The sequence below is a fragment of the Mesorhizobium sp. M0923 genome (assembly GCF_040319365.1).
GTDB lineage: Bacteria > Pseudomonadota > Alphaproteobacteria > Rhizobiales > Rhizobiaceae > Mesorhizobium.
In genome coordinates this window covers 1-21914 of sequence record NZ_JAMYNW010000012.1, presented here as the reverse complement: position 1 = coordinate 21914, position 21914 = coordinate 1, and the positions used below count along the sequence as shown (strand labels likewise).

The following is a 21914-nucleotide window of genomic DNA, read 5'->3' as shown; positions in this document are numbered from 1 at the left end:
TTTGCACACCGCTACCGGGCAGGTTCGCTGAGGAGATCAAACTTCTGGATCTCGCAATGCTCGCCCACCGATGCCAGCAGATCCATTGGCGGTGCCCCGGTATCCGGCCGCCTCCAACTGATCTCGAACGAGAACACAGGGTCCTTGAGATCTGGGCGCCTCTCTATTGCGACGAGGCGTGCCTGGTAGCCAAGCGGCCCGATGAGCGCATCGAGCTCCTGTCGAGCCGCGGCCTTCCACGTCAGTGCCAACTGGGCATGGTGTTCGCGCGACATTCGAAGGTCCACCCATTTCAGGACCAGCAAAGTGGCCAGCGTCAGCGCCGTGCCGGCCGCGCCCAAGCCGTATTGGCCACCACCGAAAGCCAATCCGATCGCCGTCATCACCCACAACGTGGCCGCTGTGGTGACCCCGCTGACAAGATTGCCGCGGCGAAGAATGGCGCCACCGCCGATAAAGCCGACGCCGGTCAACACGCCCAGCGGAAAGCGCAGGACGTCCATCGATGCAAACGAATCCGGGTGCTTGCCAACGGTCTCCAGCAGAATACTGGCCTGGATCATTGTGATGGCGGCGGCCAATCCCACCAGCACGGTGGTGCGTAGCCCCGCCGCGTGCCCGCGCGCCTCCCTGTTGAGGCCTATCAAAAGGCCTGCGAGCGCGGTCAGAAGCAGCCGTGCCGCGATGTCTTGCCAAACCGGAACAACGAGGAGCATCGCGGTCACCCGTCAGGCCAAGCGCTGCTGGCCTGGATTGGCGCCAGGGTCAAAGCGAACAAGGGTAACAGCGTCTTCATCGCAAATTCTTTTCGTCGATAAGCAACAAACGATGCGCTTAGGTTTTGGTTGCGCAGCCGACGATTCACCTCGGCTATGGGCAGCGACGGAACAAAACCTTCGGCCCGGGGTTGGTGGGTTCACGCCAACGAAGGATTTTCAAACATGGTCCGCTTGCTGGTTGCCGGAGCCGTCGCTTATCTGGCCTATCGCATTACCAAGGAGATCGGCGGGTCCGACGAAGTCGATCCGCTGTCGCCTGCGCCCGACCAGACCGGCCGCAAGGTGGCGAGGCGGCAAAGCAGGGCCCAGGGGAATGGCCGACGGCGGTAGCGAATGCCTCAGCGGCGGCGCGGACCAGCCATGACCGCATTTCCGTTGCCGCTCGACCTTCGTCCGATGGAAGCCAAAGCCGCCGACGCAATTCCTGGCGGCGACGGGCTTTGGCAGTACGAACCGAAATGGGACGGGTTTCGGTGCCTCGTGTTCAAGGGTGACGATGCCGTCGATCTGCGTGCAAAATCGGGCAAGCCGCTTGGCCGCTATTTTCCCGAACTGATCGCGGTGCTGCGCGATGTGAGGTCGCGACGGTTTGTTGCCGACGGCGAGATCGTCATCGAGGTCGACGGATCGTCCTCGTTCGAGGCCCTGCAAATGCGCCTTCATCCAGCCGAAAGCAGGATCCGCAAGTTGAGCCTGGAGACGCCTGCCATGCTGGTCCTGTTCGATATGCTGGCCGAACCCGGCGGCAAGGTCATCATCGAACAACCCCTCGCCAACAGGAGACGGGTGATCGAGGCCTTTGTCGCGTCGGCGGGACGGCGCGAACTGCGCCTGTCCAAATGCACGCACGATGCCGCTGCCGCCGAGCGCTGGCTGCAAGGCGCCGGCCATGGCTCGACCGACGGTGTTGTTGCAAAACTGATCGCCGAGCCATACCAGCCCGGCGAGCGCGCCATGGTCAAGGTCAAGCGGCTGCGCACTGCGGATTGCGTGGTCGGCGGCTTTCGCTATCTCGCCGGCAGCAACGAAGTCGGATCCCTGCTGCTTGGCCTCTACAATAACGAAGGCAGGTTGGACCATGTCGGATTCACCTCGACCATCGGCAAGGACGATAGGGCGGCGCTGACCAGACGGCTGGAAAAACTGCGGGCCAAACCGGGTTTCACCGGCAAGGCGCCGGGCGGACCAAGCCGCTGGAGCACGGAGCGCAGCGGACAATGGGAACCGATAAAGCCTGAACTGGTGGTCGAGGTTCGTTTCGACCATGTGACAGGCGACCGGTTCCGGCACGGAACCAAGCTGTTGCGCTGGCGGCCGGACAAGGAGCCCCGGCAATGTACGTTCGAGCAGATCGAGTAAGTCCGTCCCGAGGCACCGCTTCAAAGTTCTTGCTGCCCCGTCCTGCCGATGACGACGGAACCAATGCAGAATTCGCTGGTTCGCTGTGCTAGCCGAGCCTCGGCAATCCATTGCCGAGGCTCGGAAGCGGTCTGAAGGTCAAGCGGCTTCTTGCATTGCGCGTTCGTTGACACCGCTTTCGCCGAGCTTGGAAAGCGCTTCGTCGGTCGCGACCTCTTCCTTGAGAGTTGCCCTGAGCAGTTCGACAACGTCGCTCTTGCCGAGTTCTTCGGCCCACGCGATCAAAGTGCCGTAACGAGCGATCTCGTAATGCTCGACGGCCTGCGCCGCGCCGACAAGCCCGGCGTCGAGTGCGGGAGCACCGTTATACTCCTCGAGCACTTCCGAGCCCTCTTCGATGATGCCGTCAATCGCCGGACAGGTCTTGCCACGGGCCGGCTTGCCGAATTTCTCGAACACCTCCTCCAGGCGGTCGACATGTCCTTCGGTTTCCATGCGGTGCTTCTCGAAGGCGGCGGTCACTTCTTCCGACTCCGCGCCCTTGGCCATTTTGGGCAACGCTTTCAGTATCTTCTTCTCGGCGTAGTAGAGGTCTTTGAGCCCGTCGAGGAACAGGTCCTCGAGGCCCTTGCTTGCCGCCTTCGCGGCCTTTTTCGTAGTCGGCATGGTCGTCTCCCGGGAGTTGGTGGCAGCCTCGCAAAGTAGAGGCGTCCGATAACCCTCCGATGGGAAACAAGTTCCCTGACGGTTCAGGAGCTTTGAAAATTTTTCCGACGGCACTTGTGTCGTATCGCAAGGGGCCTCGACCTGCGGTAGCAACAGGCGAGAAAAGCACTCAGCGCTCGCCGGTATGTCCGACCAGGCGGATATATTCGGCCTCGGCCAGGCCGTAGCCGCCATCCGCTAGCGAAACGAGACCATCGCGGTCGCGGATAATGATTTCGCCGCGGCGGGACCGGATGAGCCCTCGGCCCTCAAGCAGCTGGAGCGCGACCGTGACGCCCGGACGTCTTACGCCGAGCATGATCGACAGGAATTCGTGGGTGATCGTCAGCCGGTCGCCGGCCACCCGATCGTCACACATGAGCAGCCAGCGCGCCAGCCGGTCTTCAAGCTTCGATCGCGCGTTGACCAGCGCGGTGTAGCCGGTCTGGATATGCAGACACTGCACGTAGCGCAACAAAAACAGCCGCAATGTCGGGCTTTGCGTCAGCGCTGCCTTGAATGGCTCGGCATCTATCCTGGCGGCTTCTCCCGCCAGTTGCACATAGCAATCATGGACCATGCGGTCGTCGCCCATCACCAAGGCCGAGCCGGTCATACCTTCCAAGCCAATGAGGCCAACTTCCGCATCGCTGCCATTCGGCATTTTCGCAACCACTGAACCAATGCCGTCCTCGACGAAATAGATGGCCTCGATCGGTGATCCGGATACTTCGAGCGATTGCCGCAACTCCAGCGAACAGCGCTCGATGTGCGGCTCGAGAAATGCAAAATCGCCGGCGCTCATCCGGCGCAACAGCTTGTTTTTGAATAGATTTTGATTGGAAATAGCTGGATCAGACATAGCTGGGCCCAAAACAGGGCAAGAGCTTTTTGATCTCCCAGCCGTCCGCGCCCGGTATAACCTGCTGACGATACGGCTTATATAAGCGCTGAAAGGTATGGAGCCTACTAAATAAATGAATTCGATGCACGGCAGTTTCTCCTGCCGCTTGCCTACGAAAACATCTGACTGAAAGTTAGAGTTGAAAACGTACCAAAGGTGCTTGGTACGAAATCGATAAATCAAAAATGTCGGGCGCGAAAGAGCCCGTCGCGAGGGATGCAACGGGCTCCATTCGGGCGTCGTGGGCTACGCCCAGTGATCCAAATGAGGGTGGCTTGGATCACTACAATAATGCAGGTGAAAGGCAGTCGTTCCCGATCTGTCCGCTCGGTAATTTCCGTACATTGAGTTTGGAGGCAAGCGGCGCTAATTGAATTTGAGTCATCCACACAGGCATGGCGAGTGGATGCTTGAAAGACGCTTCGCGCTTTCGCCCTTTTCAGGGAGGATGGCATGTCGATGCATGGTGCAGCAACTCCAGCCGAACTGAGCGTGCTGAGAAAAGCGCTCGACGACTGCTGCCGCGAGTTGGGTGTTGCGGACGACAGTCCGGTCCGCGAGCGGTTGGCCGCCCGTATCATGTCGCTGTTCAACGAGGGCGTGCTAAGCGCCGATCTAAAGGAAGCACTGGCCGCCGATCGCCAACACTAAAGCTGCTGCTATGGCGGGGTCCTCGGTGTCGAAGGGTCCGACGCCAGGTCGGCCTTTTTAGCCAGAGTCCTAGAGACTTTTCGTCTATTCACGACAAAACGCCCGCCGCTTATTACCCGGCGGCAGGCGTTTTGTCGTGAGCGTGACGCTAAATGCGCCCAAGCACGACCAAGATGATGACGATGAGCAGCACCAGGCCGAGGCCACCGCCACCGTAATAGCCGGTGCCGTAGAACGGTCCGCCGCCCAAGCCGCTGAAGCCGCCAAGCAAGGCAAGGACCAAGATGATGATGAGAATGGTTCCAAGGCCCATGATGTCTGCTCTCCTTGTTTGCGCTGCCGCCATTCGCATCAGCGCGTTCGCATTGTACAAAGGTATGAACTCGCAAGGAGCATTCCTGTTCCGGCGGGACAGCAAGGCGCACGCTCATGCAGCGAGGAAAACGCCGGGCTGTGCAATGGCGCGCCGGCCACCTTGAGCACCTGAGAACATGCTGAATTCATAGGAAATTTGTCGGAACCTTCGCCCGCCCGAACGGTTGTTTTCGTAGTCGCAACGCGACGACCCTCGTAAAAAGGAGAAGCATCATGCTCACGAAAATTCTCGCAGCTTCGGCGCTTACGATCGGTCTGGCCACGTCAGCGATGGCCCAGAACGTCGGCGACCCCTCCGGAGCCGCTGCCGACGGCAGCGGGCGGACGGTCGTAGTCCCGGATAATGGCGGCCCTGACACCGGCACGGATTCGACCATCACCAACAGCATTCGCGATTTCTCAACGACGAATTCGAATGCCGACCGGAATTGCCCGCCGGGCCCGCAGGGGGCTCTGCCCGATGCGACCGGCAAGGCTCCGGGAACGATGGCGCCGACGGTGAACGATAACCACTGCGGCAAGTAAACGCCCTGTGATCATAGCCTGACGAGGCTGCGGAGCGTGCGCTCCGCAGCCTCGTCAGTTTGCCATGAATCAGCCGCCTAACGGCCGCGGTGGTCGAAGCTGACGGCGATCTCCCGACCGTCCAGCGCCCGAACGATGAAGCCAACCAGCTCCTCGTCGGTTTGCCGGCACCAAGGAAAGCGTCTGCGCAAATCGGCTATGACGACGGTGGTCGAGAGAATGTCGCCGGAATGGTAGTCGGCCATGATGGTGTGAACGGCAGCGTCGGTATCAATACCGATTCCTAGCGGCGACCTGATCTGCCCCACGGAAGCCTCCACCCATCTCTCCCAGCCAACGATAGCAAGACTGCGGCAAAGCGAAAGAGCTTGTACGATTCCGTACGATCTCGCGGCTTGCGTTGCACTTTGCGCGACGCGGCCGGCGTCCTTTGTTTTGCCTTTCCAAACCATTGTTTGGCGTCGCAGCGGCTCTGGCCGCCGCGACCAGGCAACCTCGCCGCAGCTTCCGCGTTGAGCCATCGGAGGGATGACATCAGCCTCGGAGAACTTCCATGAAAACACTTCTATCCATCACTGCGGCAGCGCTGATGGCCGGCGCGCCTTTGGCTGCTTTTGCCCAATCGGCGACGCTGACACCTCTGACGACCGACACCATGAGCAAGGTTGACACGGCGACGTTCGTGAAGACGGTGCCCATCGCCAATACATTTGAAATCGAGTCGAGCCGACTTGCACAGAAGCAGGCGACGGCCGACGATGTGAAGGCCTTCGCGGCGCAAATGGTCACGGACCACACCAAGGCCGGCGAGGACTTCAAGGCGGCGCTCAGCAAAGGTCAGACAACTTCGGCCACCACGCCGGCCGGCCCGCCGCTGGACACCAAGCACCAGGCGTTGCTCGACCAACTCAAGGAGGCCAGCGGGGACAGCTTCCAATCGAAATATATCGACATGCAGACCCAGGCGCATAAGGAAGCGGTGGCGCTGTTTTCCGCTTACTCAAATTCCGGCGACGATCCGGCGATGAAGGAGTTTGCCAAGAAGACGCTGCCGGTGCTGCAAATGCACGAACGTCACGTGAAGGATCTCGCTGCTGCGCATCAATGAGGGCGAAGACCGCCTGCGGTCTTGCCAACGGAAACGCCCCGGCATGAATGAAGCGGCTGTCGTCCGGCCCGGAACAAAGCACCGAGAGTGCCGTTATTCACCTGGCTTATTCCGGGGAGTATCCAATGGAAGGCGGCATTCGCGAGGCGCCAAGGGCATTAGCGCTGGGTTTCGGCGCCATCCTGGTCGCCGCTGTCACAGGCTGAAATCGCTTTCCGAACGGGACAGGCTGCCTTCATGCGCTACGGCGAGATATTTGCAAATGTTACGGCACTCATGTTGCTGGCCTTGATGATTGGCGGCGTCTTCGTCCTGTTTGGAGAGCCGCTGTGGCCGCGGCACTACGCGAGAATGGTGCTAGTTACGGATATCGAGGGCATGACCACCGCGTCAGTCCGAACAAGCTGCGTGCCCAGTCCATGCCTGCCCGACACCATCGATCACACCGTGCTCACTCCTCGCCCCGAGGACGGACCGTGATCTGCGATTTGCAGCAGACGCGGAGCGAGGAGATGCGGAAAGGGCCGCCACGCGACCTGCGCGACGGACCCTTTGGTTCAATCAAACCGTCTGGCCGCGACTAGGTCAGGATAATCACGATCTTGTAGGTATTCGGGTCGACGATGACGATCCGACCATCGGCGAGCACGAAATACTCATAGCCTTCGTAAGCCGGAACGATCTTGACGATGCGCGCCGGCAGACGATGCAGCCGGACCTTCTTCCGCGGAACCTCGATGCCGACAGAGATGTCGAAATCGACGCTGGAAACGGGTTGGACGTTGGTCTCCTTGATGACCTGAGTGATCTGGGTTTTCTGTTCAACGGTCACATTGCTGATGGAAGCGGTCGAACTCTGGTCCTGCGTCTGCGTAGAAGCATTGCCCTGAGTCTGCTCGGTGGTCGTGGTCCCAGTCTTGCCCTGAGCCTGCTCCTCGGTCTTCATTTTCGTGTTGCCTTGGGCCTGCTCGGTAGTGGTGGTTCCGGTTTTGCCTTGGGCCTGTTCCTCGGTCTTCATCTTGGTGTTGCCCGTGGCCTGCTGGTCGGTCGTGGCGCCGGCCTTGCCTTGGGCTTGCTCGTCGGTCTTCAGCTTCGGTTTGCCCTGCGCCTGTTGATCAGTCGCAGCGCCGGCCTTGCCCTGAGCCTGTTGATCAGTCGCAGCGCCGGCCTTGCCCTGAGCCTGCTCGTCCATCTTGGCGCCATTCTGGCAATTGGCAGCGCCGGCTGCGCAATTGGCGCCGGACTGGTCGTCGGTCGACTGCTGCGTCTGGGCAAGTGCAGCTCCGCAGCTGACGCTGATTGCTAGCAAGCTGGTGATCAGAACGCCTTTCATGAGAGATCTCCTTGGAAAATGCGTCCCTTCACCGCGTAAAACTGCGGCTAAAAAATTTTGTTCCAAACCAATGGAGCGAAACGGCAAGCGATCCGAGCGGCGGAACAAGCTCCACCTGATGACGTTACCCGCCTATAGCGACCCCGCTGCGAACAGCATGACGCGGCGCAGCGCAGAGGTGGCCCACCACGAAAGGAGACAATCATGAGCATGCATCTTTCGGCAGCCGCGGCTGGGTTCTTGCTGCTTGCGGGTATTGGCGCCGCTGCCGCTCAGGACGTGGTCATCGAACCGCAGCAGGAGACGATCGTACGCGAGTATGTGAAAAAGCAGCCTCTGGCGTCCGTCCAGCTTCCCGGCGTGGAGCTCAATGTCGGCTCGACCGTGCCCGATACCGTCGAGCTTCATGAGGTTCCCGACGTCAAATACCGCTATGTCGTCGTCGACAACCAGACCGTCCTGGTCGATCCGGGCACACGCAGGATCGTGAAGGTCATCCAGTGAGCAATGCGCGTCGTTTTTTGAAGGGACATGCGGCGCGTCCTGCATTGTCGACATCCCAAACTGGTGCCCGTGCCTGGGCATTCGGACGCAGAAAGGCCCGCCGTTCCGACGCACGGCGGGCCTCATAGCGGAGTCAGCGCGCTAGGCGGCAGCGTCCTGTGCTCGCTAGGCCAGAAACTTTGACAGAATATTCCAGGCTCCTCATTTGGCGGGAAATACCGTTCTTTGATCTGGCGATCAGCATTTCCGATGATGCCCGCAAGGCTTCGCATTCCGCTTGGCCGCAATGATTTCAAAACCGATGGGATTGACCATGCCTGGGACTATCAACACTTTGCTTCCATTCTTCTCAGCAACTATAAACCGGCGCGCCGGTCTGGCTGTACTTTTCGCGTCGGCGGTTGCGATTGTCGGCCTTGCTGCGCCGTCGTTCGCCGAAGACAAGACGGCGGTCAAGGTCGGCATCATGAGCGGCGAGGACGAGGATGTGTGGCGGGTCGTGACCGCCCAGGCGGCGGAGAGGGGGCTGACGATCGAGACCGTGGTGTTCAACGACTACACCCAGCCGAATGAAGCACTCGAGCGTGGCGAAATCGACGCCAACGCCTTCCAGCACAAGCCCTATCTCGACAACCAGATCAAGACGCAGGGCTATCACATCGTCCCGGTCGGCTATACCGGGGTCTGGCCGATCGGCCTCTATTCCAAGAAGTACGCGAAGATTGGCGACTTGCCCGAAGGCGCCGTCGTCGGCGTGCCGAACGATCCGTCCAATGAAGGGCGCGCGCTGCGTGTCCTGCAGAGCGAAGGTCTGATCAAGCTCAGGGAAGGAACCGGCATTCTGGCTACGACGACCGACATTGCCGAAAACCCGAAGAAATTGGTCGTCAAGGAGCTCGACGCTGGCATTGTCGGGCGCTCGGTGGAAGATCTCGACGGGGCCGTGGTCAACACGGATTGGGCGCTTAAAAGCGGCCTCACACCGGAGAACCGCATCGCCCAGGAGGCGGTGGCCGACAATCCCTACCGCAACTTCATCGCGGTCAAGGCCGGCAATGAAAACCAGCCCTGGGTAAAGACATTGGTCGCCTCCTACCAGAACGAAAAGGTGAAGGCCGAATTCGACCGGGTCTACAAGGGAACCGGCATCAGCGCCTATTGATACCGAGCTCGACTTGGCGCTGAAGCCCGGCATGATAAAGCGGTCCGCGCTCCAACGCGGACCGCGATCGCGTTTTGCGGGACACCAATACAGGAACTTTCATGAACCAGCATTTCGCCCCGGTCACCGAAGTCATGCATCCCGTCGGCAGCCGTTCCGCGGGACCGCACGATGTCGTACGCCTCATCGAGCTGAAGCGCCGCTTCGGCGCAACAGCGGCGCTGGACGGCGTATCGCTCAGCGTGCGCCAGGGCGAGATCCTCGGAATCATCGGCCGGAGCGGCGCCGGCAAGTCGACGCTGATACGCTGCCTAAACGGCCTGGAGCGGCCGGATACAGGACAGGTCTTCATCGAAGGCCGCGACATCAGCCGGCTCGGCGAGCGCGAATTGCAGCCGCTGCGCCGGCGTATCGGCATGATTTTCCAGCATTTCAACCTGCTGTCCGCCAAGACGGTCGAAGACAATGTAGCGCTGCCGCTCAAGATCGAAGGCCGGCCCAGGGCCGAACGCCTGGCGCGCGCTGCCGAGCTGCTCGAGCTCGTCGGCCTGTCGGAGAAGGCGAAAGCCTATCCGGCGTCGCTGTCGGGCGGACAGAAACAGCGCGTCGGCATTGCCCGGGCGCTTGCGGCGCGCCCAGCGCTGCTGCTGTCGGACGAAGCGACCTCGGCGTTGGACCCGGAGACGACGCGCTCCATCCTTGCCTTGCTCAGAGACATCAACCGGCAGCTCGGCCTGACCATCCTGCTCATCACCCATGAGATGGAGGTGATCCGTTCGATCGCCGACCGGGTCGCGGTGATCGACGCCGGACGAATCGTCGAGCAAGGGCCGGTGTGGTCGGTGTTTGCCGATCCGAAGTCGGCGATCACACAAAGCCTGCTCGGCGGCATCAGGCCGCAATTGCCGGCGGAGATCGCAAGCCGGCTAACGCAGAACGCCGGCGTGGAGGCGATCCTCAGGATCGACGTGGCGGGTGAGGCCGCGCGAAGCCCGCTTTTGTCCGATCTTGCCTCGGCAGTTCCCGGCTCGTTCCGCCTCGTTCATGGAGGCATCGATCACGTCCAGCAGCAGCCTGTCGGGACGCTGTTCGTCGCGGTCGCCGGTAGCAATGAAGCTCACCTGGCACAGGTGATCGCGTTCTTGAAAGCCCGCAATGCGCGGGTGGAGGTGCTTGGCCATGTCGCCAATTCTGTTTGAACTCCTGCTTCGATCCATCTGGGAAACGATCCTGATGACGGCCGCCTCCGGCCTCATCTCGCTGGTTTTCGGGCTGCCGCTCGGCCTGGCGCTGGTCGCCACCGACCGCGGCGGCATCGCCGAAAACCTGTGGGTGAACCGTGCGCTCGGCGCGGTCATCAACGGTTTCCGCTCGGTGCCTTTCATCATCCTGCTGGTTGCGCTGATCCCGGTGACGCGGCTGATCGTCGGCACCTCGATCGGCACATGGGCCGCCATCGTGCCGCTGTCGATCGCGGCCACGCCCTACTATGCCCGGATCGCCGAAGTGTCGCTGCGCGAGGTCGACCACGGGCTGATCGAAGCGGCGCGCGCCATGGGCGGCAACCGCTGGACGATCATCCGCGAGGTGCTGGTGCCGGAAGCGCTGCCCGGCATCGTCGCCGGCTTCACGGTGACGCTGGTGACGCTTATCGGCGCCTCGGCCATGGCCGGCGCCATCGGCGCCGGCGGGCTGGGCGACCTCGCCATCCGATACGGTTACCAGCGCTTCGAAACGTCAGTCATGATCGCCGTGGTCATCGTCCTGATCGTCCTGGTCTGCGGCATCCAGTGGGCCGGCGACCGGCTGGTCGCGAGGCTGGATCATCGGAACTGAGCGTGGCACAGCGGAGATGCTGGCCAGCATCGTCAGCCGGCGCGCTTCTTTTCGGTCGCTGCCCGGTCAATCGCCAACCCGTTCGCCGACAGCGCGACGCCGAACTTTTCGCCGGCTTCTGCGGGTGTGTAATAGCCTAGGGCGATATCCCGAGCGACCAATTCCGGATCACGCTGCCAGGGATTGCCGTAGCCGCCGCCGCCCGGCGTGCCAACTCGCACGCGGTCGCCGGCCTTCAGCGCGATGTCCTGTTCCTTGGAGAGGTGCGGCGGCACATGGGCCTCACCGTCGCGGAACACGGTCACCGTGTTGACCGCGCCGTCCTTGCCGCCGAGCGCGCCTTGCGGGCCGAAACGGCCATGGTCCATGACGAAGGAGGCGCGGGCGTCGCCACGCAGGATCTCGACCTCATAGGCGAGGCCAAAACCGCCGCGATGCTTGCCGGCGCCACCCGAGCCTTCGCGCAAGGCATAGTGGCGATAGAGCACAGGGAAAGCCTGTTCCATGATCTCGACCGGCGGCGATTTGGAAATGCCGATGGTCGAGCAGCCATTGGTCAGGCCATCATGATCGGCATTGCCGCCATAGCCGCCGCCGGATATCTGGTACATGACGTAGTCGCGGCCACGGAGCGGATCGTTGCCGCCGAGCGCGAAATTGCCGCTGGAGCCGGCGGGAGCCGCAGTCACCCTGTCCGGCAGCGCCTGCACCATGGCCGCGAACACCGCCTCGGCGATGCGCTGCGAAACCTCGGCCGCGCAGCCCGATACCGGCCGCGGATATTTGGCATCGAGGAAGGTGCCTTCTGGCCGCTTGACGATGAGCGGCTCGAAGGCGCCGGCGCTGATCGGCACGTCGGGGAAAATGTGGCGCATGGCGAGGTAGACCGAGGACAAGGTCGTCGCCAGCACGCTGTTCATCGGCCCGGCGCAGGGTTTTGACGAGCCTGAGAAGTCGAAGCGGAGCGTGTCGCCTTTTTTCTCGACGGCAAGCGCAATGGTCAGCGGCTCGTTCACCACCCCATCGGAATCGACGAAGGCCTGCGACCGGTAGATGCCATCGGGAATTGCCGCGATGTTGGCACGCATCTGTTCAGCGGCCCGGCGGCGCAATTCGGCGATTGCTTCGACGACTGTTTCGTCTCCGTAACGATCCAAAATGCCGTTGAGCCGGTCCTGGCCGATCAGCAGTGCTGCCGCTTGCGCGCGGATGTCGCCGATGCGCTGGTCGGCAACCCTGATGTTCGAGCAGATGATGGCGTAGATCTCAGGGTCGAGCACGCCCTTCTTGAACAATTTCACCGGCGGCAGCCGCAAGCCTTCCTGCTCCACCGCAGTCGCCGAGGCGGAGAAGCCGCCCGGCACCGAACCGCCAATGTCGGGCCAATGGCCGGTGTTCGACAGCCAGCAGAATATCTTGCCGTCGCGATAGACCGGCATGGCGAAGCGCACATCCATCAGATGGGTGCCGCCGAGATAAGGATCGTTGACGATGTAGATATCGCCCGGCTCGGGCGGCAGGCAGCGTCCGTCGGCGATCATCTCGATCACCGTTTTGGTCGAATACTGCATGACGCCGACGAACACCGGCAGGCCCTGGCTGCCTTGCGCGATCAGCGAACCATCGACTGCCGAATAGATGCCGTCGGAGCGGTCATTGGCCTCGGCGATGACGGGCGAGAAAGCGGCGCGCGAAAACGTCAGGTCCATCTCGTCACAGACCTGCTGCAGCGCCGCCTGGAGGACCGAAAGGGTGATGGCGTCGAGCTTTTGCATCTCAGGCCTCACCAATGTCGATGATGATGTTGCCGTCGGCATCCGAGCGCGCCCGGTCGCCGGGCTCGAGCACGGTTGTGGCATCCATCTGTTCGAGGATCGCCGGGCCTTCGATGATGGCGTCGAGCGGCAACTTTTCCCTACTGTAGACCGGCGTGTCGTACCAGCACCCGCCATACCAGACCGGCCGGATCTCGCGCCGCGCCTCTTCGAGCGTTTTGGCGCGGCCAGCCGGATCGATCAGCCGCGACAGATCGATCGCCGGCCGCACGCCGGTCACCGAGGTGTTGAGATTGACCAGATTGGCGCGGATTTCCGGCAGCTCGACCTTGAAGCGGGCGAAATAGGCCTTCTCGAACAGTTGCTGCAGGACCTCGCGCGTCACCGCAAACGACGGCAGCGGCACGTTAATAATATGCGTCTGGCCGACGAACTGCATGTCGGCGGAATGCGTGACGCGGATCGTCTCCGGCTTCACCGCTTCCTTGCCGATCAACTCTGCGCCTTCGTTTCGGTGCCGTTCCAATATAGCTTGGAGCTGGGCTTCATCGAGCCCCGCCACCGGCTGGTTGACCGTGTTGACGAAGTCATGGCGCAGATCGGCGACGACGCAGCCGAGCGCATTGGTAATGCCCGGCCGCGCCGGCACCAGCACCCGCGGCAGGCCGAGCTCGCGCGCCAGGGCGGTCGCATGCAGCGGCCCGGCGCCGCCGAAGGCGAACAGCGCGAAATCGCGCGGGTCGTGACCGCGCGACACCGAGACCATGCGGATGGCGCCCGCCATCTTCATGTTGCCCAGCCGCAGCACCGCACCCGCCGCCTCGACGCCGGACAGGCCGGTAGGTCGCCCGATCCTGTCCTCGAATATGCCCGTGACATGTTCGACGGTGACCGGGTTTTCCACCGCCAGCAGCTTTTTCGGCGCCAGCCGGCCAAGCACCAGATTGGCGTCGGTGATGGTCGGCTCCAAGCCGCCGCGGCCGTAGCAGATCGGCCCGGGATTGGCGCCGGCGCTTTCCGGGCCGATCTGGATCAGGCCGGCTGCATCGACGCGGGCGATCGAGCCGCCGCCGGCGCCGACTGTATGCACCGCCACCATCGGCACATGGATCGGCATTGCATATTCGATCTCGATCTCGTTCGACACCACCGGTTCGGCATTGCGGATCAGCGCCACGTCGGTCGAGGTGCCGCCCATGTCGTAGGTGACCAGGTTTTCGAAGCCGGCGCGCTTGCCGGTATAGGCCGCGGCAATGACGCCGGAGGCGGGGCCGGACATAACGGTCTTGGCCGATTCACGTGTGACAAAGCGGGCCGAGATCATGCCGCCATTGCCGTTCATGATCAGGAAGTCGCGGGCGTAGCCTTTTGACGCCAGCTCCTTGCGCAGCCGTTCGACGTAGCGTTCGAGGATCGGTTGCACCGAGGCGTTGACCGAAGCGGTCACCCCGCGCTCGAATTCGCGCGCTTCCGAAAGCAGCGCATGGCCTGTCGTGATGTAGCCGTTCGGCCAAAGCTCGGCGCCGATCTCGGCCGCGCGCCGCTCATGCGCCGGGTTGGCGTAGGAATGCAGGAAATGGATGACGAGCGATTCGCAGCCGGCTTCGATCAGTTGTGAAATCGCTGCCCGCATCTCGGCCTCGTCGAGCGGTATGCGCACCGCGCCCGAGGCCTCGACCCGCTCCGACACTTCGAGCCGCAGATTGCGCGGAATGATCGGCACAAAGGTGCCTGTCATGCCATAGGCTTGCGGCCGTGTCCGCCGGCCAAGCTCGATGACGTCACGAAAGCCGCGCGTGGTGATCATGCCGGTTTTGGCCAGCCGGCGCTCCAGCACCGCGTTGGTTGTGGTCGTCGTGCCGTGCACGATGAGGTCGATGCCGTCCACGCGAAAGCCGGTGGCACCAAGAGCTGCAACGACGCCGAAAGCCTGGTTGTCGACCGTGGTCGGGGTCTTGGCGATATGCACCCGGCCACCATCACGGCCGTCGATCAGAAGCAGATCGGTAAAGGTGCCACCGACATCGATACCGGCGACGACGCTGCCCCTCGAATCCAGAGCTTGCGCCGAAAAATTCTGTTCCATTGTCGAAACCCGAAATGCCCGAACTGCTTACATGCCTCAGTTTGGAAAGCTGTTTTACGGCGGCGTCTTGACGCAAATATCGTTTGTATACTAATAAATTCCGGACACAAGAGCTTACCGCTTCGGAGTGTGCAAGGGCACGCAGGAACCTGACCGGTTCGGGCGCGCAGGTGAAGATTTGGCGCGGGCGCTGAGCTGGCCCAGAAGGTTAGGTTTGATGAACACCACATCCGCGTTCAACACCGCCGGCGCGCGGCCGCTGCAGTTTCCGATACCGGCCAATGTCTATGCCGAAACCGTCGTCTCGGTGAAGCACTATACCGACCGGCTGTTTTCGTTCCGCATCACCCGGCCGCAGTCGCTGCGCTTCCGCTCCGGCGAGTTCGTCATGATCGGCCTGCCCAATGCCGAGAAGCCGGTGTTCCGCGCCTATTCGATCGCCAGCCCGTCCTGGGACGACGAGCTGGAATTCTTCTCGATCAAGGTGCCGGACGGCCCGCTTACCTCGGAGCTGCAGAAGATCCAGATCGGCGATACCGTCATCATGCGGCAGAAGTCGACCGGCACGCTGGTGGTCGACGCGCTGACGCCGGCCAAGCGCCTGTTCATGATCTCGACCGGCACCGGCATTGCGCCCTTCGCCAGCCTGCTGCGCGATCCCGACACCTATGATAAGTTCGGTGAAGTCGTGCTGACCCACACCTGCCGCGACAATGCCGAGCTCATCTACGGCCAGGAACTGGTGGCCGCGCTGGAGAACGACCCGCTGATCGGCGAACTGACCGGCGGCCGCGTCACGCTCTATAATTCGACGACGCGTGAGACGTCCGAACGCATGGGCCGCATCACCGCGCTGATCGGCTCGGGCAAATTCTACACCGATCTCGGCATCGACAAGCTCAATCCCGAGACCGATCGCATCATGATCTGCGGCTCGATGCATATGCTGAAAGACGTGAAGGAACTGGCCGAAAGCCTCGACTTCCAGGAAGGCTCGCTGCATCATCCGGCAAGCTTCGTAGTCGAGCGCGCCTTCGTCGGCTGAGACGCGGCAGTTCAGCGTCCACTGCTTTGAGACCCTGATTTTGACCGGACGGTCAAAAATCGGCTGCCTTGACTGTCTTTTTCCGCTATGACCGCCTGAAGGACTCGTGAAGCGCTGCTTCACGGTCTATCTTCGGCATAAGTCGCTGAACAAGGGGCAGGAGATGAGCAGCACAATCCGCGAAACCGATCTCGGCACGTCCAAGATCACGCCGCTGCCGGCGCGCGCCGCCGCCAATGCGCCGATGCCGCAGGCCCATGCTATTGCTCGCAATCCCGGCATGAGGCTCGATCTTGGCTTCATGGAATCGATGCGCAGCGTCAACCGCTCGGCGCTGGAACGCCGCGTCGCCAGCCTGACCAAAAGACGCTCGATCAAGGCCGATAACCAGGCTGCCTGGCTGCTGCGCGCCGTCGCCTGCATGGACCTGACGACGCTGAACTCGAACGATACGGAAGAGCGCGTGCGCCGGCTCTGTGCCAAGGCGGTCAACCCGTTCCGCCGCGACATTGCCGAGGGGCTCGGCATTGCCGGTGAAAACATCCGTCCGGCGGCGGTCTGCGTCTATCATCCCTTCGTCGCCACTGCCGTCGAAGCACTGCGCGGCAGCGGCATCCGTGTCGCCGCCGTTTCCACGGCTTTCCCGCATGGCCTTGCCCCGCTTTCGACGCGTCTGCAGGAGATCGAAGCATCGGTCCGCGACGGCGCCGACGAGATCGACGTCGTCATCCCGCGCGGCTTGGTTTTTGGGGCGAAATGGCAGGAGCTCTATAACGAGATCGTCTCGATGCGGGCCGCCTGCGGCGAGGCGCATCTGAAGGTGATCCTCGGCACAGGCGACCTCGCCACGCTGCGCAATGTCATGCTCGCCTCGATGGTGGCGATGATGGCGGGTGCGGACTTCATCAAGACCTCGACCGGCAAGGAAAGCGTCAACGCGACACTGCCGGTTGGCCTTGCCATGGTGCGCGCCATCCGCGCCTATTTCGAGGAAACCGGCTATCTCATCGGCTTCAAGCCGGCCGGTGGCATTTCCACGGCAAAAGCCTCGCTCGATTGGCTGGTGCTGATGAAAGAAGAGCTGGGCCGGCCGTGGTTGGAGCCGGAGCTGTTCCGCTTCGGAGCATCGAGCCTTTTGACCGACATCGAGCGCCAGCTCGAGCATCACCTGACCGGCCACTACTCGGCCAATCATCGCCACGCAATGGCGTGATTCGGAGCGCTTCATGAACATTCTCGAACGCTATCACGCCATGGATTACGGCCCGGCGCCGGAGGCCCGCAACGAGGCCGATGCCTGGCTGACGACCCGTGATTTCTCGAAAGCCCTGTTCATCGGCGGCGACTGGAAAGCAGCTGCAAATGGAAAGACCTTCGACACCAGCGATCCCGCCTCCGGCAAATTGCTGGCCAAGGTCTCGGATGCCGGTGCTGCCGATATCGATGCGGCGGTTTCGGCCGCCACAAAAGCGCTGCCGAAATGGAGCGCCAGCACCGGTTATCAACGCGCCAAAGTGCTCTATGCCATCGGCCGCGCCATGCAGCGCCACCAACGGCTGTTCGCGGTGCTGGAATCGATCGACAACGGCAAGCCGATCCGCGAAAGCCGCGACATCGACGTGCCGCTGGCGATCCGTCATTTCATCCATCATGCCGGCTGGGCGCAGGCGCTGGACAGGGACTTTCCAGCCCATAAGGGCGTCGGCGTCGTCGGCCAGATCATCCCGTGGAACTTCCCGCTTTTGATGCTGGCCTGGAAGATCGCGCCGGCGCTCGCTGCGGGCTGCACCGTGGTGCTGAAGCCCGCGGAATTCACGCCGCTCACCGCCATCCTGTTTGCCGAGATCTGTGAACGCGCCGGCGTGCCGAAGGGCGTCGTCAACATCGTCCAGGGCGGGCCGGAAGCGGGTGGGGCAATCGTCAATCATCCCGGCATCCAGAAGATCGCCTTCACCGGTTCGTCCGAGGTCGGCAAGATCATCCGCAAGGCCACCGCCGGTTCGGGCAAGAAACTTTCGCTGGAGCTTGGCGGCAAGTCGGCCTTCGTCGTTTTCGAGGATGCCGATCTCGACAGCGCCGTCGAGGGTCTGGTCGACGGCATCTGGTTCAACCAGGGCCAGGTCTGCTGTGCCGGCTCGCGCCTTCTGGTGCAGGAAGGCATCGCCGACGCCTTCATCGCCAAGGTCAAGACGCGGATGAGCCGGCTGCGCGTCGGCAGCCCGCTCGACAAGAACACCGATATCGGCCCGCTGGTCGATTTGACCCAACTCGACCGCGTCAAGGGCCTGATTGCCGAAGGCGCCAAGCAGGGCGCGATATGCTGGCAGCCGGACTCGGCACTGCCCGCCTCGGGCTATTACCATCTGCCAACGCTGGCGACAGGTGTTTCGCCGGCTAACATTCTGGCCCAGGAAGAGGTGTTCGGGCCGGTGCTGGCGACCATGACCTTCCGCAATACCGAGGAAGCGGTCGAGCTCGCCAACAACACACGCTATGGCCTGGCCGCCTCGGTGTGGAGCGAGAACATCAATCTTGCGCTGCACGTCGCGCCGCAATTGAAGGCCGGCGTCGTCTGGGTCAACGGCACCAACATGTTCGACGCCGCCTGCGGCTTCGGCGGCTATCGCGAGAGCGGCTTCGGCCGCGAAGGCGGGCGCGAGGGCATGTTCGAGTACCTCTCGGCAAAACTGCCGCTCGGCCCGATCATCAAACCGGCTGTGGCCACTGCCCAGCCCATCGAGCGCCCGGAAGGCGATGCCATCGACCGCACGGCAAAGCTGTTCATCGGCGGTAAGCAGGTCCGGCCGGACGGCAATTATTCCCTTGCCGTCGCCAGCGCCAAGGGCAAGCTCGCCGGCGAGGTCGGTCTCGGCAACCGCAAGGATATCCGCGACGCCGTCGCGGCCGCGCGCGCCTGCAAGGCCTGGCCGGAAGCGACCGCCTACAATCGCAGCCAGGTGCTTTACTATCTGGCCGAAAACCTGTCCGGCCGCGCCGACGAGTTTGCCGCCCGTCTGACCCAGCTCACCGGCGCGACGGCCAAGGCGGCGGGTGAAGAGGTCGAGCTGTCGATCGAGCGGCTGTTCCTCTATGCCGGGCTTGCGGACAAGTTCGAGGGCCGCGTCCACCAGCCGCCGGCCCGTGCCGTCACATTGGCGCTGCACGAACCGGTCGGCGTCGTCGGCATCGTCGCGTCGGACAACGCACCTTTGCTCGGCCTGATCTCGCTGGTTGCGCCGGCGCTCGCCATGGGCAACACCGTGGTCGCCGTGCCGTCCGAACGATACCCGCTGCTTGCCACCGACCTTTACCAGGTCATCGAATATTCCGACGTTCCGGCGGGCGCCATCAATATCGTTACGGGCCGTAGCGCCGAGCTGGCCGGCGTGCTGGCCAAGCACGACGATGTCGACGGGCTCTGGATGTTCGCCGATGCCGAGACCTGTGCCAAGGCGGAGGCCGAGTCCATCGGCAATCTCAAGCGTGTCTGGACCGGCAACGGCCACAGCCTCGACTGGGCGTCGGGCGAAGCAGCCGGCGATGCCTTGCTGCGCCGTGCGATCGAGGTCAAGAACGTCTGGGTGCCCTACGGCGACTGAGTGTCCCGGAGGGACGTCCGGGCTTGACGGGCCAAAAGATGTTCTTTACCGAGAAAAAACATTTGGCCGGCAGGGCGAATATCGAAACAGGCGGGATGGTGGTGCCCGTCTGGCACATTGCGCCCCGGCCTTGTGCCGGTAAAAAGCCGAACGATCACAGACGGGCGAGGAGAAAAGCATGGCGGATCTGACAGGCAAGGTCGTTGTCGTCACGGCGGCGGCGCAAGGCATCGGCCGGGCAAGTGCGCTGGCTTTCGCCAAGGCCGGCGCCGTCGTCCATGCCACCGACATCAACGAAGTGGTGCTCGCCGACCTCGGCAAGACCCCCGGTATCAAGACCCGCAAGCTGGATGTCCTAAACGACGAGGCGGTGAACGTCGCTTTTGCCGAGATCGGCGCCGTCGACGTGCTGTTCAACTGCGCCGGCTTCGTCCATTCCGGCTCGATCCTCGAGATGAAGGACGGCGATCTCGACTTTGCCTATGATCTCAATGTCCGCTCGATGATCCGCGCCATCCGCGCCGTGCTGCCCGGCATGCTTGAGCGCGGCGACGGCTCGATCATCAACATGGCGTCGCTGGCCAGCTCGACCAAGGGCGTGCCCAACCGTTTCGTCTATGGCCTGACCAAGGCGGCCGTTATCGGCCTGACCAAATCGGTTGCCGCCGACTATGTCGGCAAGGGCATACGCTGCAATGCGATCTGCCCGGGCACGGTCGAAAGCCCGTCGCTGCACGACCGCATGCACGCGCAGGGCGACTACGAAGCAGCCCGCGCCGCCTTCATCGCCCGTCAGCCGATGGGCCGGCTCGGCACGCCCGAGGAAATCGCCGACCTCGCCGTCTATCTCGCCGGTGCCACCTATACGTCGGGGCAGGCCTATAATATCGACGGTGGCTGGTCGATCTAGGAGTCTGAAAATCCAATTCTGCCGGGCGCCTGGCGCGGCGTCCGCGCTTGCCTAGGCTCACGTACTTTAAGTACGCTCCGCTCCGGTTCTCGAAACCCACGCCATTCGCCGCAGCGGAGCGAGTTTGCAAACGGCCTCTGGTCGCAACTGGGAGAAAACTGCATGAAACTGCTACGCTATGGCGAGGCGGGGAGCGAACGCCCTGGCCTCCTTGATGCGGATGGAACGATCCGCGACCTCTCCGCCCATGTCACCGACATTGCCGGCAGGGCGATCGACCCGGCATCGCTCGAGTCATTGTCGAAGCTCGATCCGAAATCGCTGCCGGCAGTTTCCGGCAAACCGCGCATCGGCGCCTGCGTCGCCGGCACCGGCAAATTCATCTGCATAGGCCTCAACTATTCCGACCATGCCGCAGAAACCGGCGCAACCGTGCCGCCGGAGCCGATCATCTTCATGAAGGCAAGCTCGGCCATTGTCGGGCCGAACGACGACGTGCTGATCCCGCGCGGCTCGGTGAAGACCGATTGGGAAGTCGAGCTCGGCGTGGTCATCGGCAAGACCGCTAAATATGTCACCGAAGCCGAGGCGCTGGACTATGTCGCCGGCTACTGCGTCGCACATGACGTCTCTGAACGCGCCTTCCAGGCCGAGCGGCAGGGCCAGTGGACCAAGGGCAAGTCCTGCGACACATTCGGGCCGATCGGCCCGTGGCTGGTGACCAAGGACGAGGTCAAGGACCCGCAGAACATTCCGATGTGGCTGACGGTCAACGGCAAGACCATGCAGAACGGCTCGACCAAGACCATGGTGTTCGGCGTCGCTTATCTCGTGTCTTATCTCAGCCAGTTCATGTCGCTGCATCCAGGCGACATCATCTCGACCGGCACGCCGCCCGGCGTCGGCCTCGGCATGAAGCCGCCGGTGTTCCTGAAGCCCGGCGATGTGGTCGAGCTCGGTATCGAAGGGCTGGGTATCCAGAAGCAGACGTTCAGGGCGGATGCGTAGAAACCTTCCCTTCTCCCCTTGTGGACCTGTTGGGCAGTCATGAGCAAAGCTTGCGGCGGCGGGGTTGCGGCGGTTGTTCGCTTGTTTGCGGGGGATTTGACGTCTTGTTTGGGGTTTCAGGCGGTCGTCCGACCCTGTATGGGCGGAACTCAGGCGCACCTATCCCGCGATAGCGGCCCATCGGCGCATGTTGAAGGCGATCGCCGCCATCGTCACCTGGGCGGTCGCCTTGGCCAGCCCGACATAGCGG

Annotated in this window: 23 protein-coding genes; 15 read left to right on the top strand and 8 right to left on the bottom strand. The window is 62.6% G+C overall.

Features of this window, described 5'->3' with window-relative positions:
* Window positions 1–11: 11 nt before the first annotated feature.
* Window positions 12–716, bottom strand: coding sequence for an MgtC/SapB family protein (locus tag NKH89_RS20555; protein WP_031194456.1), 705 nt, complete (start codon window positions 714–716; stop codon window positions 12–14).
* Window positions 717–941: 225 nt separating this feature from the next.
* On the opposite strand from NKH89_RS20555, the gene NKH89_RS20550 reads away from it, so the two are divergent.
* Complete coding sequence (locus NKH89_RS20550) at window positions 942–1109, top strand: hypothetical protein (RefSeq protein ID WP_023720543.1); 168 nt, start codon at window positions 942–944, stop codon at window positions 1107–1109.
* 30 nt (window positions 1110–1139) lie between these two features.
* The gene (locus NKH89_RS20545; RefSeq protein ID WP_352909681.1) at window positions 1140–2138 is read left to right on the top strand and encodes an ATP-dependent DNA ligase; all 999 of its coding nucleotides are present in this window, start codon (window positions 1140–1142) and stop codon (window positions 2136–2138) included.
* A 138-nt stretch (window positions 2139–2276) separates the two neighbouring features.
* Here the strand turns inward: NKH89_RS20545 and NKH89_RS20540 are convergent, their stop codons facing one another.
* Entirely contained in the window at window positions 2277–2804 is a 528-nt protein-coding gene (locus tag NKH89_RS20540; RefSeq protein WP_352495102.1) for a YciE/YciF ferroxidase family protein, read from the bottom strand.
* Window positions 2805–2973: 169 nt separating this feature from the next.
* Window positions 2974–3705, bottom strand: a complete 732-nt coding sequence (locus NKH89_RS20535; RefSeq protein ID WP_023720546.1) for a Crp/Fnr family transcriptional regulator — start codon at window positions 3703–3705, stop codon at window positions 2974–2976.
* Between the two features lie 495 nt (window positions 3706–4200).
* Here NKH89_RS20535 and NKH89_RS20530 point away from each other — a divergent pair, with 495 nt between their 5' ends.
* Window positions 4201–4398: a hypothetical protein gene (locus NKH89_RS20530; protein WP_023720547.1), complete on the top strand. Its 198-nt coding sequence runs from the start codon at window positions 4201–4203 to the stop codon at window positions 4396–4398.
* Between the two features lie 148 nt (window positions 4399–4546).
* On the opposite strand, the gene NKH89_RS20525 is transcribed toward NKH89_RS20530, so the two are convergent.
* Window positions 4547–4711 (bottom strand): DUF3309 family protein, encoded by a 165-nt coding sequence (locus NKH89_RS20525; protein ID WP_023720548.1) that lies wholly within the window; start codon window positions 4709–4711, stop codon window positions 4547–4549.
* Window positions 4712–4986: 275 nt separating this feature from the next.
* Here NKH89_RS20525 and NKH89_RS20520 point away from each other — a divergent pair, with 275 nt between their 5' ends.
* The gene (locus NKH89_RS20520; protein WP_023720549.1) at window positions 4987–5298 is read left to right on the top strand and encodes a hypothetical protein; all 312 of its coding nucleotides are present in this window, start codon (window positions 4987–4989) and stop codon (window positions 5296–5298) included.
* Window positions 5299–5375: 77 nt separating this feature from the next.
* Here the strand turns inward: NKH89_RS20520 and NKH89_RS20515 are convergent, their stop codons facing one another.
* Complete coding sequence (locus tag NKH89_RS20515; protein ID WP_156948137.1) at window positions 5376–5606, bottom strand: hypothetical protein; 231 nt, start codon at window positions 5604–5606, stop codon at window positions 5376–5378.
* A 281-nt stretch (window positions 5607–5887) separates the two neighbouring features.
* On the opposite strand from NKH89_RS20515, the gene NKH89_RS20510 reads away from it, so the two are divergent.
* The gene (locus tag NKH89_RS20510) at window positions 5888–6406 is read left to right on the top strand and encodes a DUF4142 domain-containing protein (RefSeq protein ID WP_245278645.1); all 519 of its coding nucleotides are present in this window, start codon (window positions 5888–5890) and stop codon (window positions 6404–6406) included.
* 237 nt (window positions 6407–6643) lie between these two features.
* Window positions 6644–6886, top strand: coding sequence for a hypothetical protein (locus tag NKH89_RS20505; protein ID WP_023720552.1), 243 nt, complete (start codon window positions 6644–6646; stop codon window positions 6884–6886).
* Between the two features lie 100 nt (window positions 6887–6986).
* Here the strand turns inward: NKH89_RS20505 and NKH89_RS20500 are convergent, their stop codons facing one another.
* Entirely contained in the window at window positions 6987–7847 is an 861-nt protein-coding gene (locus NKH89_RS20500) for a DUF1236 domain-containing protein (RefSeq protein WP_502896920.1), read from the bottom strand.
* Window positions 7848–7943: 96 nt separating this feature from the next.
* Here NKH89_RS20500 and NKH89_RS20495 point away from each other — a divergent pair, with 96 nt between their 5' ends.
* The 4 genes from NKH89_RS20495 to NKH89_RS20480 all read left to right on the top strand — a co-directional run bounded on the left by NKH89_RS20495 (window position 7944) and on the right by NKH89_RS20480 (window position 11241).
* Entirely contained in the window at window positions 7944–8243 is a 300-nt protein-coding gene (locus NKH89_RS20495) for a DUF1236 domain-containing protein (protein WP_023720555.1), read from the top strand.
* Between the two features lie 313 nt (window positions 8244–8556).
* Window positions 8557–9405, top strand: a complete 849-nt coding sequence (locus tag NKH89_RS20490; protein ID WP_352481419.1) for a MetQ/NlpA family lipoprotein — start codon at window positions 8557–8559, stop codon at window positions 9403–9405.
* Between the two features lie 134 nt (window positions 9406–9539).
* Complete coding sequence (locus tag NKH89_RS20485; protein ID WP_156948146.1) at window positions 9540–10604, top strand: methionine ABC transporter ATP-binding protein; 1065 nt, start codon at window positions 9540–9542, stop codon at window positions 10602–10604.
* A complete protein-coding gene (locus NKH89_RS20480; RefSeq protein WP_023720558.1) occupies window positions 10585–11241 on the top strand; it encodes a methionine ABC transporter permease in 657 nt (218 codons plus the stop codon). Before NKH89_RS20485 ends, NKH89_RS20480 begins: the two co-directional genes overlap by 20 nt.
* A 32-nt stretch (window positions 11242–11273) precedes the next feature.
* Here NKH89_RS20480 and NKH89_RS20475 read toward each other — a convergent pair whose 3' ends face one another.
* Complete coding sequence (locus tag NKH89_RS20475; RefSeq protein ID WP_352495105.1) at window positions 11274–13016, bottom strand: hydantoinase B/oxoprolinase family protein; 1743 nt, start codon at window positions 13014–13016, stop codon at window positions 11274–11276.
* Between the two features lies 1 nt (window position 13017).
* On the bottom strand, window positions 13018–15102 hold the full coding sequence (locus NKH89_RS20470; RefSeq protein ID WP_352909678.1) for a hydantoinase/oxoprolinase family protein: 2085 nt from the start codon (window positions 15100–15102) through the stop codon (window positions 13018–13020).
* Between the two features lie 217 nt (window positions 15103–15319).
* On the opposite strand from NKH89_RS20470, the gene NKH89_RS20465 reads away from it, so the two are divergent.
* The 5 genes from NKH89_RS20465 (at window position 15320) to NKH89_RS20445 (ending at window position 21664) form a co-directional block, all read left to right on the top strand.
* The gene (locus NKH89_RS20465; protein ID WP_352909676.1) at window positions 15320–16147 is read left to right on the top strand and encodes a ferredoxin--NADP reductase; all 828 of its coding nucleotides are present in this window, start codon (window positions 15320–15322) and stop codon (window positions 16145–16147) included.
* 163 nt (window positions 16148–16310) lie between these two features.
* A complete protein-coding gene (gene deoC, locus NKH89_RS20460) occupies window positions 16311–17360 on the top strand; it encodes a deoxyribose-phosphate aldolase (RefSeq protein ID WP_031194457.1) in 1050 nt (349 codons plus the stop codon).
* Between the two features lie 13 nt (window positions 17361–17373).
* Window positions 17374–19746, top strand: coding sequence for an aldehyde dehydrogenase family protein (locus NKH89_RS20455; protein WP_352643809.1), 2373 nt, complete (start codon window positions 17374–17376; stop codon window positions 19744–19746).
* 178 nt (window positions 19747–19924) lie between these two features.
* The gene (locus tag NKH89_RS20450) at window positions 19925–20656 is read left to right on the top strand and encodes an SDR family oxidoreductase (protein WP_023720564.1); all 732 of its coding nucleotides are present in this window, start codon (window positions 19925–19927) and stop codon (window positions 20654–20656) included.
* A 162-nt stretch (window positions 20657–20818) separates the two neighbouring features.
* Complete coding sequence (locus NKH89_RS20445; protein WP_023720565.1) at window positions 20819–21664, top strand: fumarylacetoacetate hydrolase family protein; 846 nt, start codon at window positions 20819–20821, stop codon at window positions 21662–21664.
* Window positions 21665–21914 lie beyond the last annotated feature (250 nt).

Coding starts and splice junctions, on each gene's coding strand:
- NKH89_RS20455 (WP_352643809.1), top strand. CDS start 17,374: ATGAACATTCTCGAACGCTATCACGCCATGGATTACGGCCCGGCGCCG.
- NKH89_RS20485 (WP_156948146.1), top strand. CDS start 9,540: ATGCATCCCGTCGGCAGCCGTTCCGCGGGACCGCACGATGTCGTACGC.
- NKH89_RS20535 (WP_023720546.1), bottom strand. CDS start 3,705: ATGTCTGATCCAGCTATTTCCAATCAAAATCTATTCAAAAACAAGCTG.
- NKH89_RS20465 (WP_352909676.1), top strand. CDS start 15,320: ATGAACACCACATCCGCGTTCAACACCGCCGGCGCGCGGCCGCTGCAG.
- NKH89_RS20480 (WP_023720558.1), top strand. CDS start 10,585: ATGTCGCCAATTCTGTTTGAACTCCTGCTTCGATCCATCTGGGAAACG.
- deoC (WP_031194457.1), top strand. CDS start 16,311: ATGAGCAGCACAATCCGCGAAACCGATCTCGGCACGTCCAAGATCACG.
- NKH89_RS20520 (WP_023720549.1), top strand. CDS start 4,987: ATGCTCACGAAAATTCTCGCAGCTTCGGCGCTTACGATCGGTCTGGCC.
- NKH89_RS20505 (WP_023720552.1), top strand. CDS start 6,644: ATGCGCTACGGCGAGATATTTGCAAATGTTACGGCACTCATGTTGCTG.
- NKH89_RS20540 (WP_352495102.1), bottom strand. CDS start 2,804: ATGCCGACTACGAAAAAGGCCGCGAAGGCGGCAAGCAAGGGCCTCGAG.
- NKH89_RS20445 (WP_023720565.1), top strand. CDS start 20,819: ATGAAACTGCTACGCTATGGCGAGGCGGGGAGCGAACGCCCTGGCCTC.
- NKH89_RS20530 (WP_023720547.1), top strand. CDS start 4,201: ATGTCGATGCATGGTGCAGCAACTCCAGCCGAACTGAGCGTGCTGAGA.
- NKH89_RS20550 (WP_023720543.1), top strand. CDS start 942: ATGGTCCGCTTGCTGGTTGCCGGAGCCGTCGCTTATCTGGCCTATCGC.
- NKH89_RS20475 (WP_352495105.1), bottom strand. CDS start 13,016: ATGCAAAAGCTCGACGCCATCACCCTTTCGGTCCTCCAGGCGGCGCTG.
- NKH89_RS20545 (WP_352909681.1), top strand. CDS start 1,140: ATGACCGCATTTCCGTTGCCGCTCGACCTTCGTCCGATGGAAGCCAAA.
- NKH89_RS20525 (WP_023720548.1), bottom strand. CDS start 4,711: ATGGGCCTTGGAACCATTCTCATCATCATCTTGGTCCTTGCCTTGCTT.
- NKH89_RS20555 (WP_031194456.1), bottom strand. CDS start 716: ATGCTCCTCGTTGTTCCGGTTTGGCAAGACATCGCGGCACGGCTGCTT.
- NKH89_RS20510 (WP_245278645.1), top strand. CDS start 5,888: ATGGCCGGCGCGCCTTTGGCTGCTTTTGCCCAATCGGCGACGCTGACA.
- NKH89_RS20450 (WP_023720564.1), top strand. CDS start 19,925: ATGGCGGATCTGACAGGCAAGGTCGTTGTCGTCACGGCGGCGGCGCAA.
- NKH89_RS20495 (WP_023720555.1), top strand. CDS start 7,944: ATGAGCATGCATCTTTCGGCAGCCGCGGCTGGGTTCTTGCTGCTTGCG.
- NKH89_RS20470 (WP_352909678.1), bottom strand. CDS start 15,102: ATGGAACAGAATTTTTCGGCGCAAGCTCTGGATTCGAGGGGCAGCGTC.
- NKH89_RS20490 (WP_352481419.1), top strand. CDS start 8,557: ATGCCTGGGACTATCAACACTTTGCTTCCATTCTTCTCAGCAACTATA.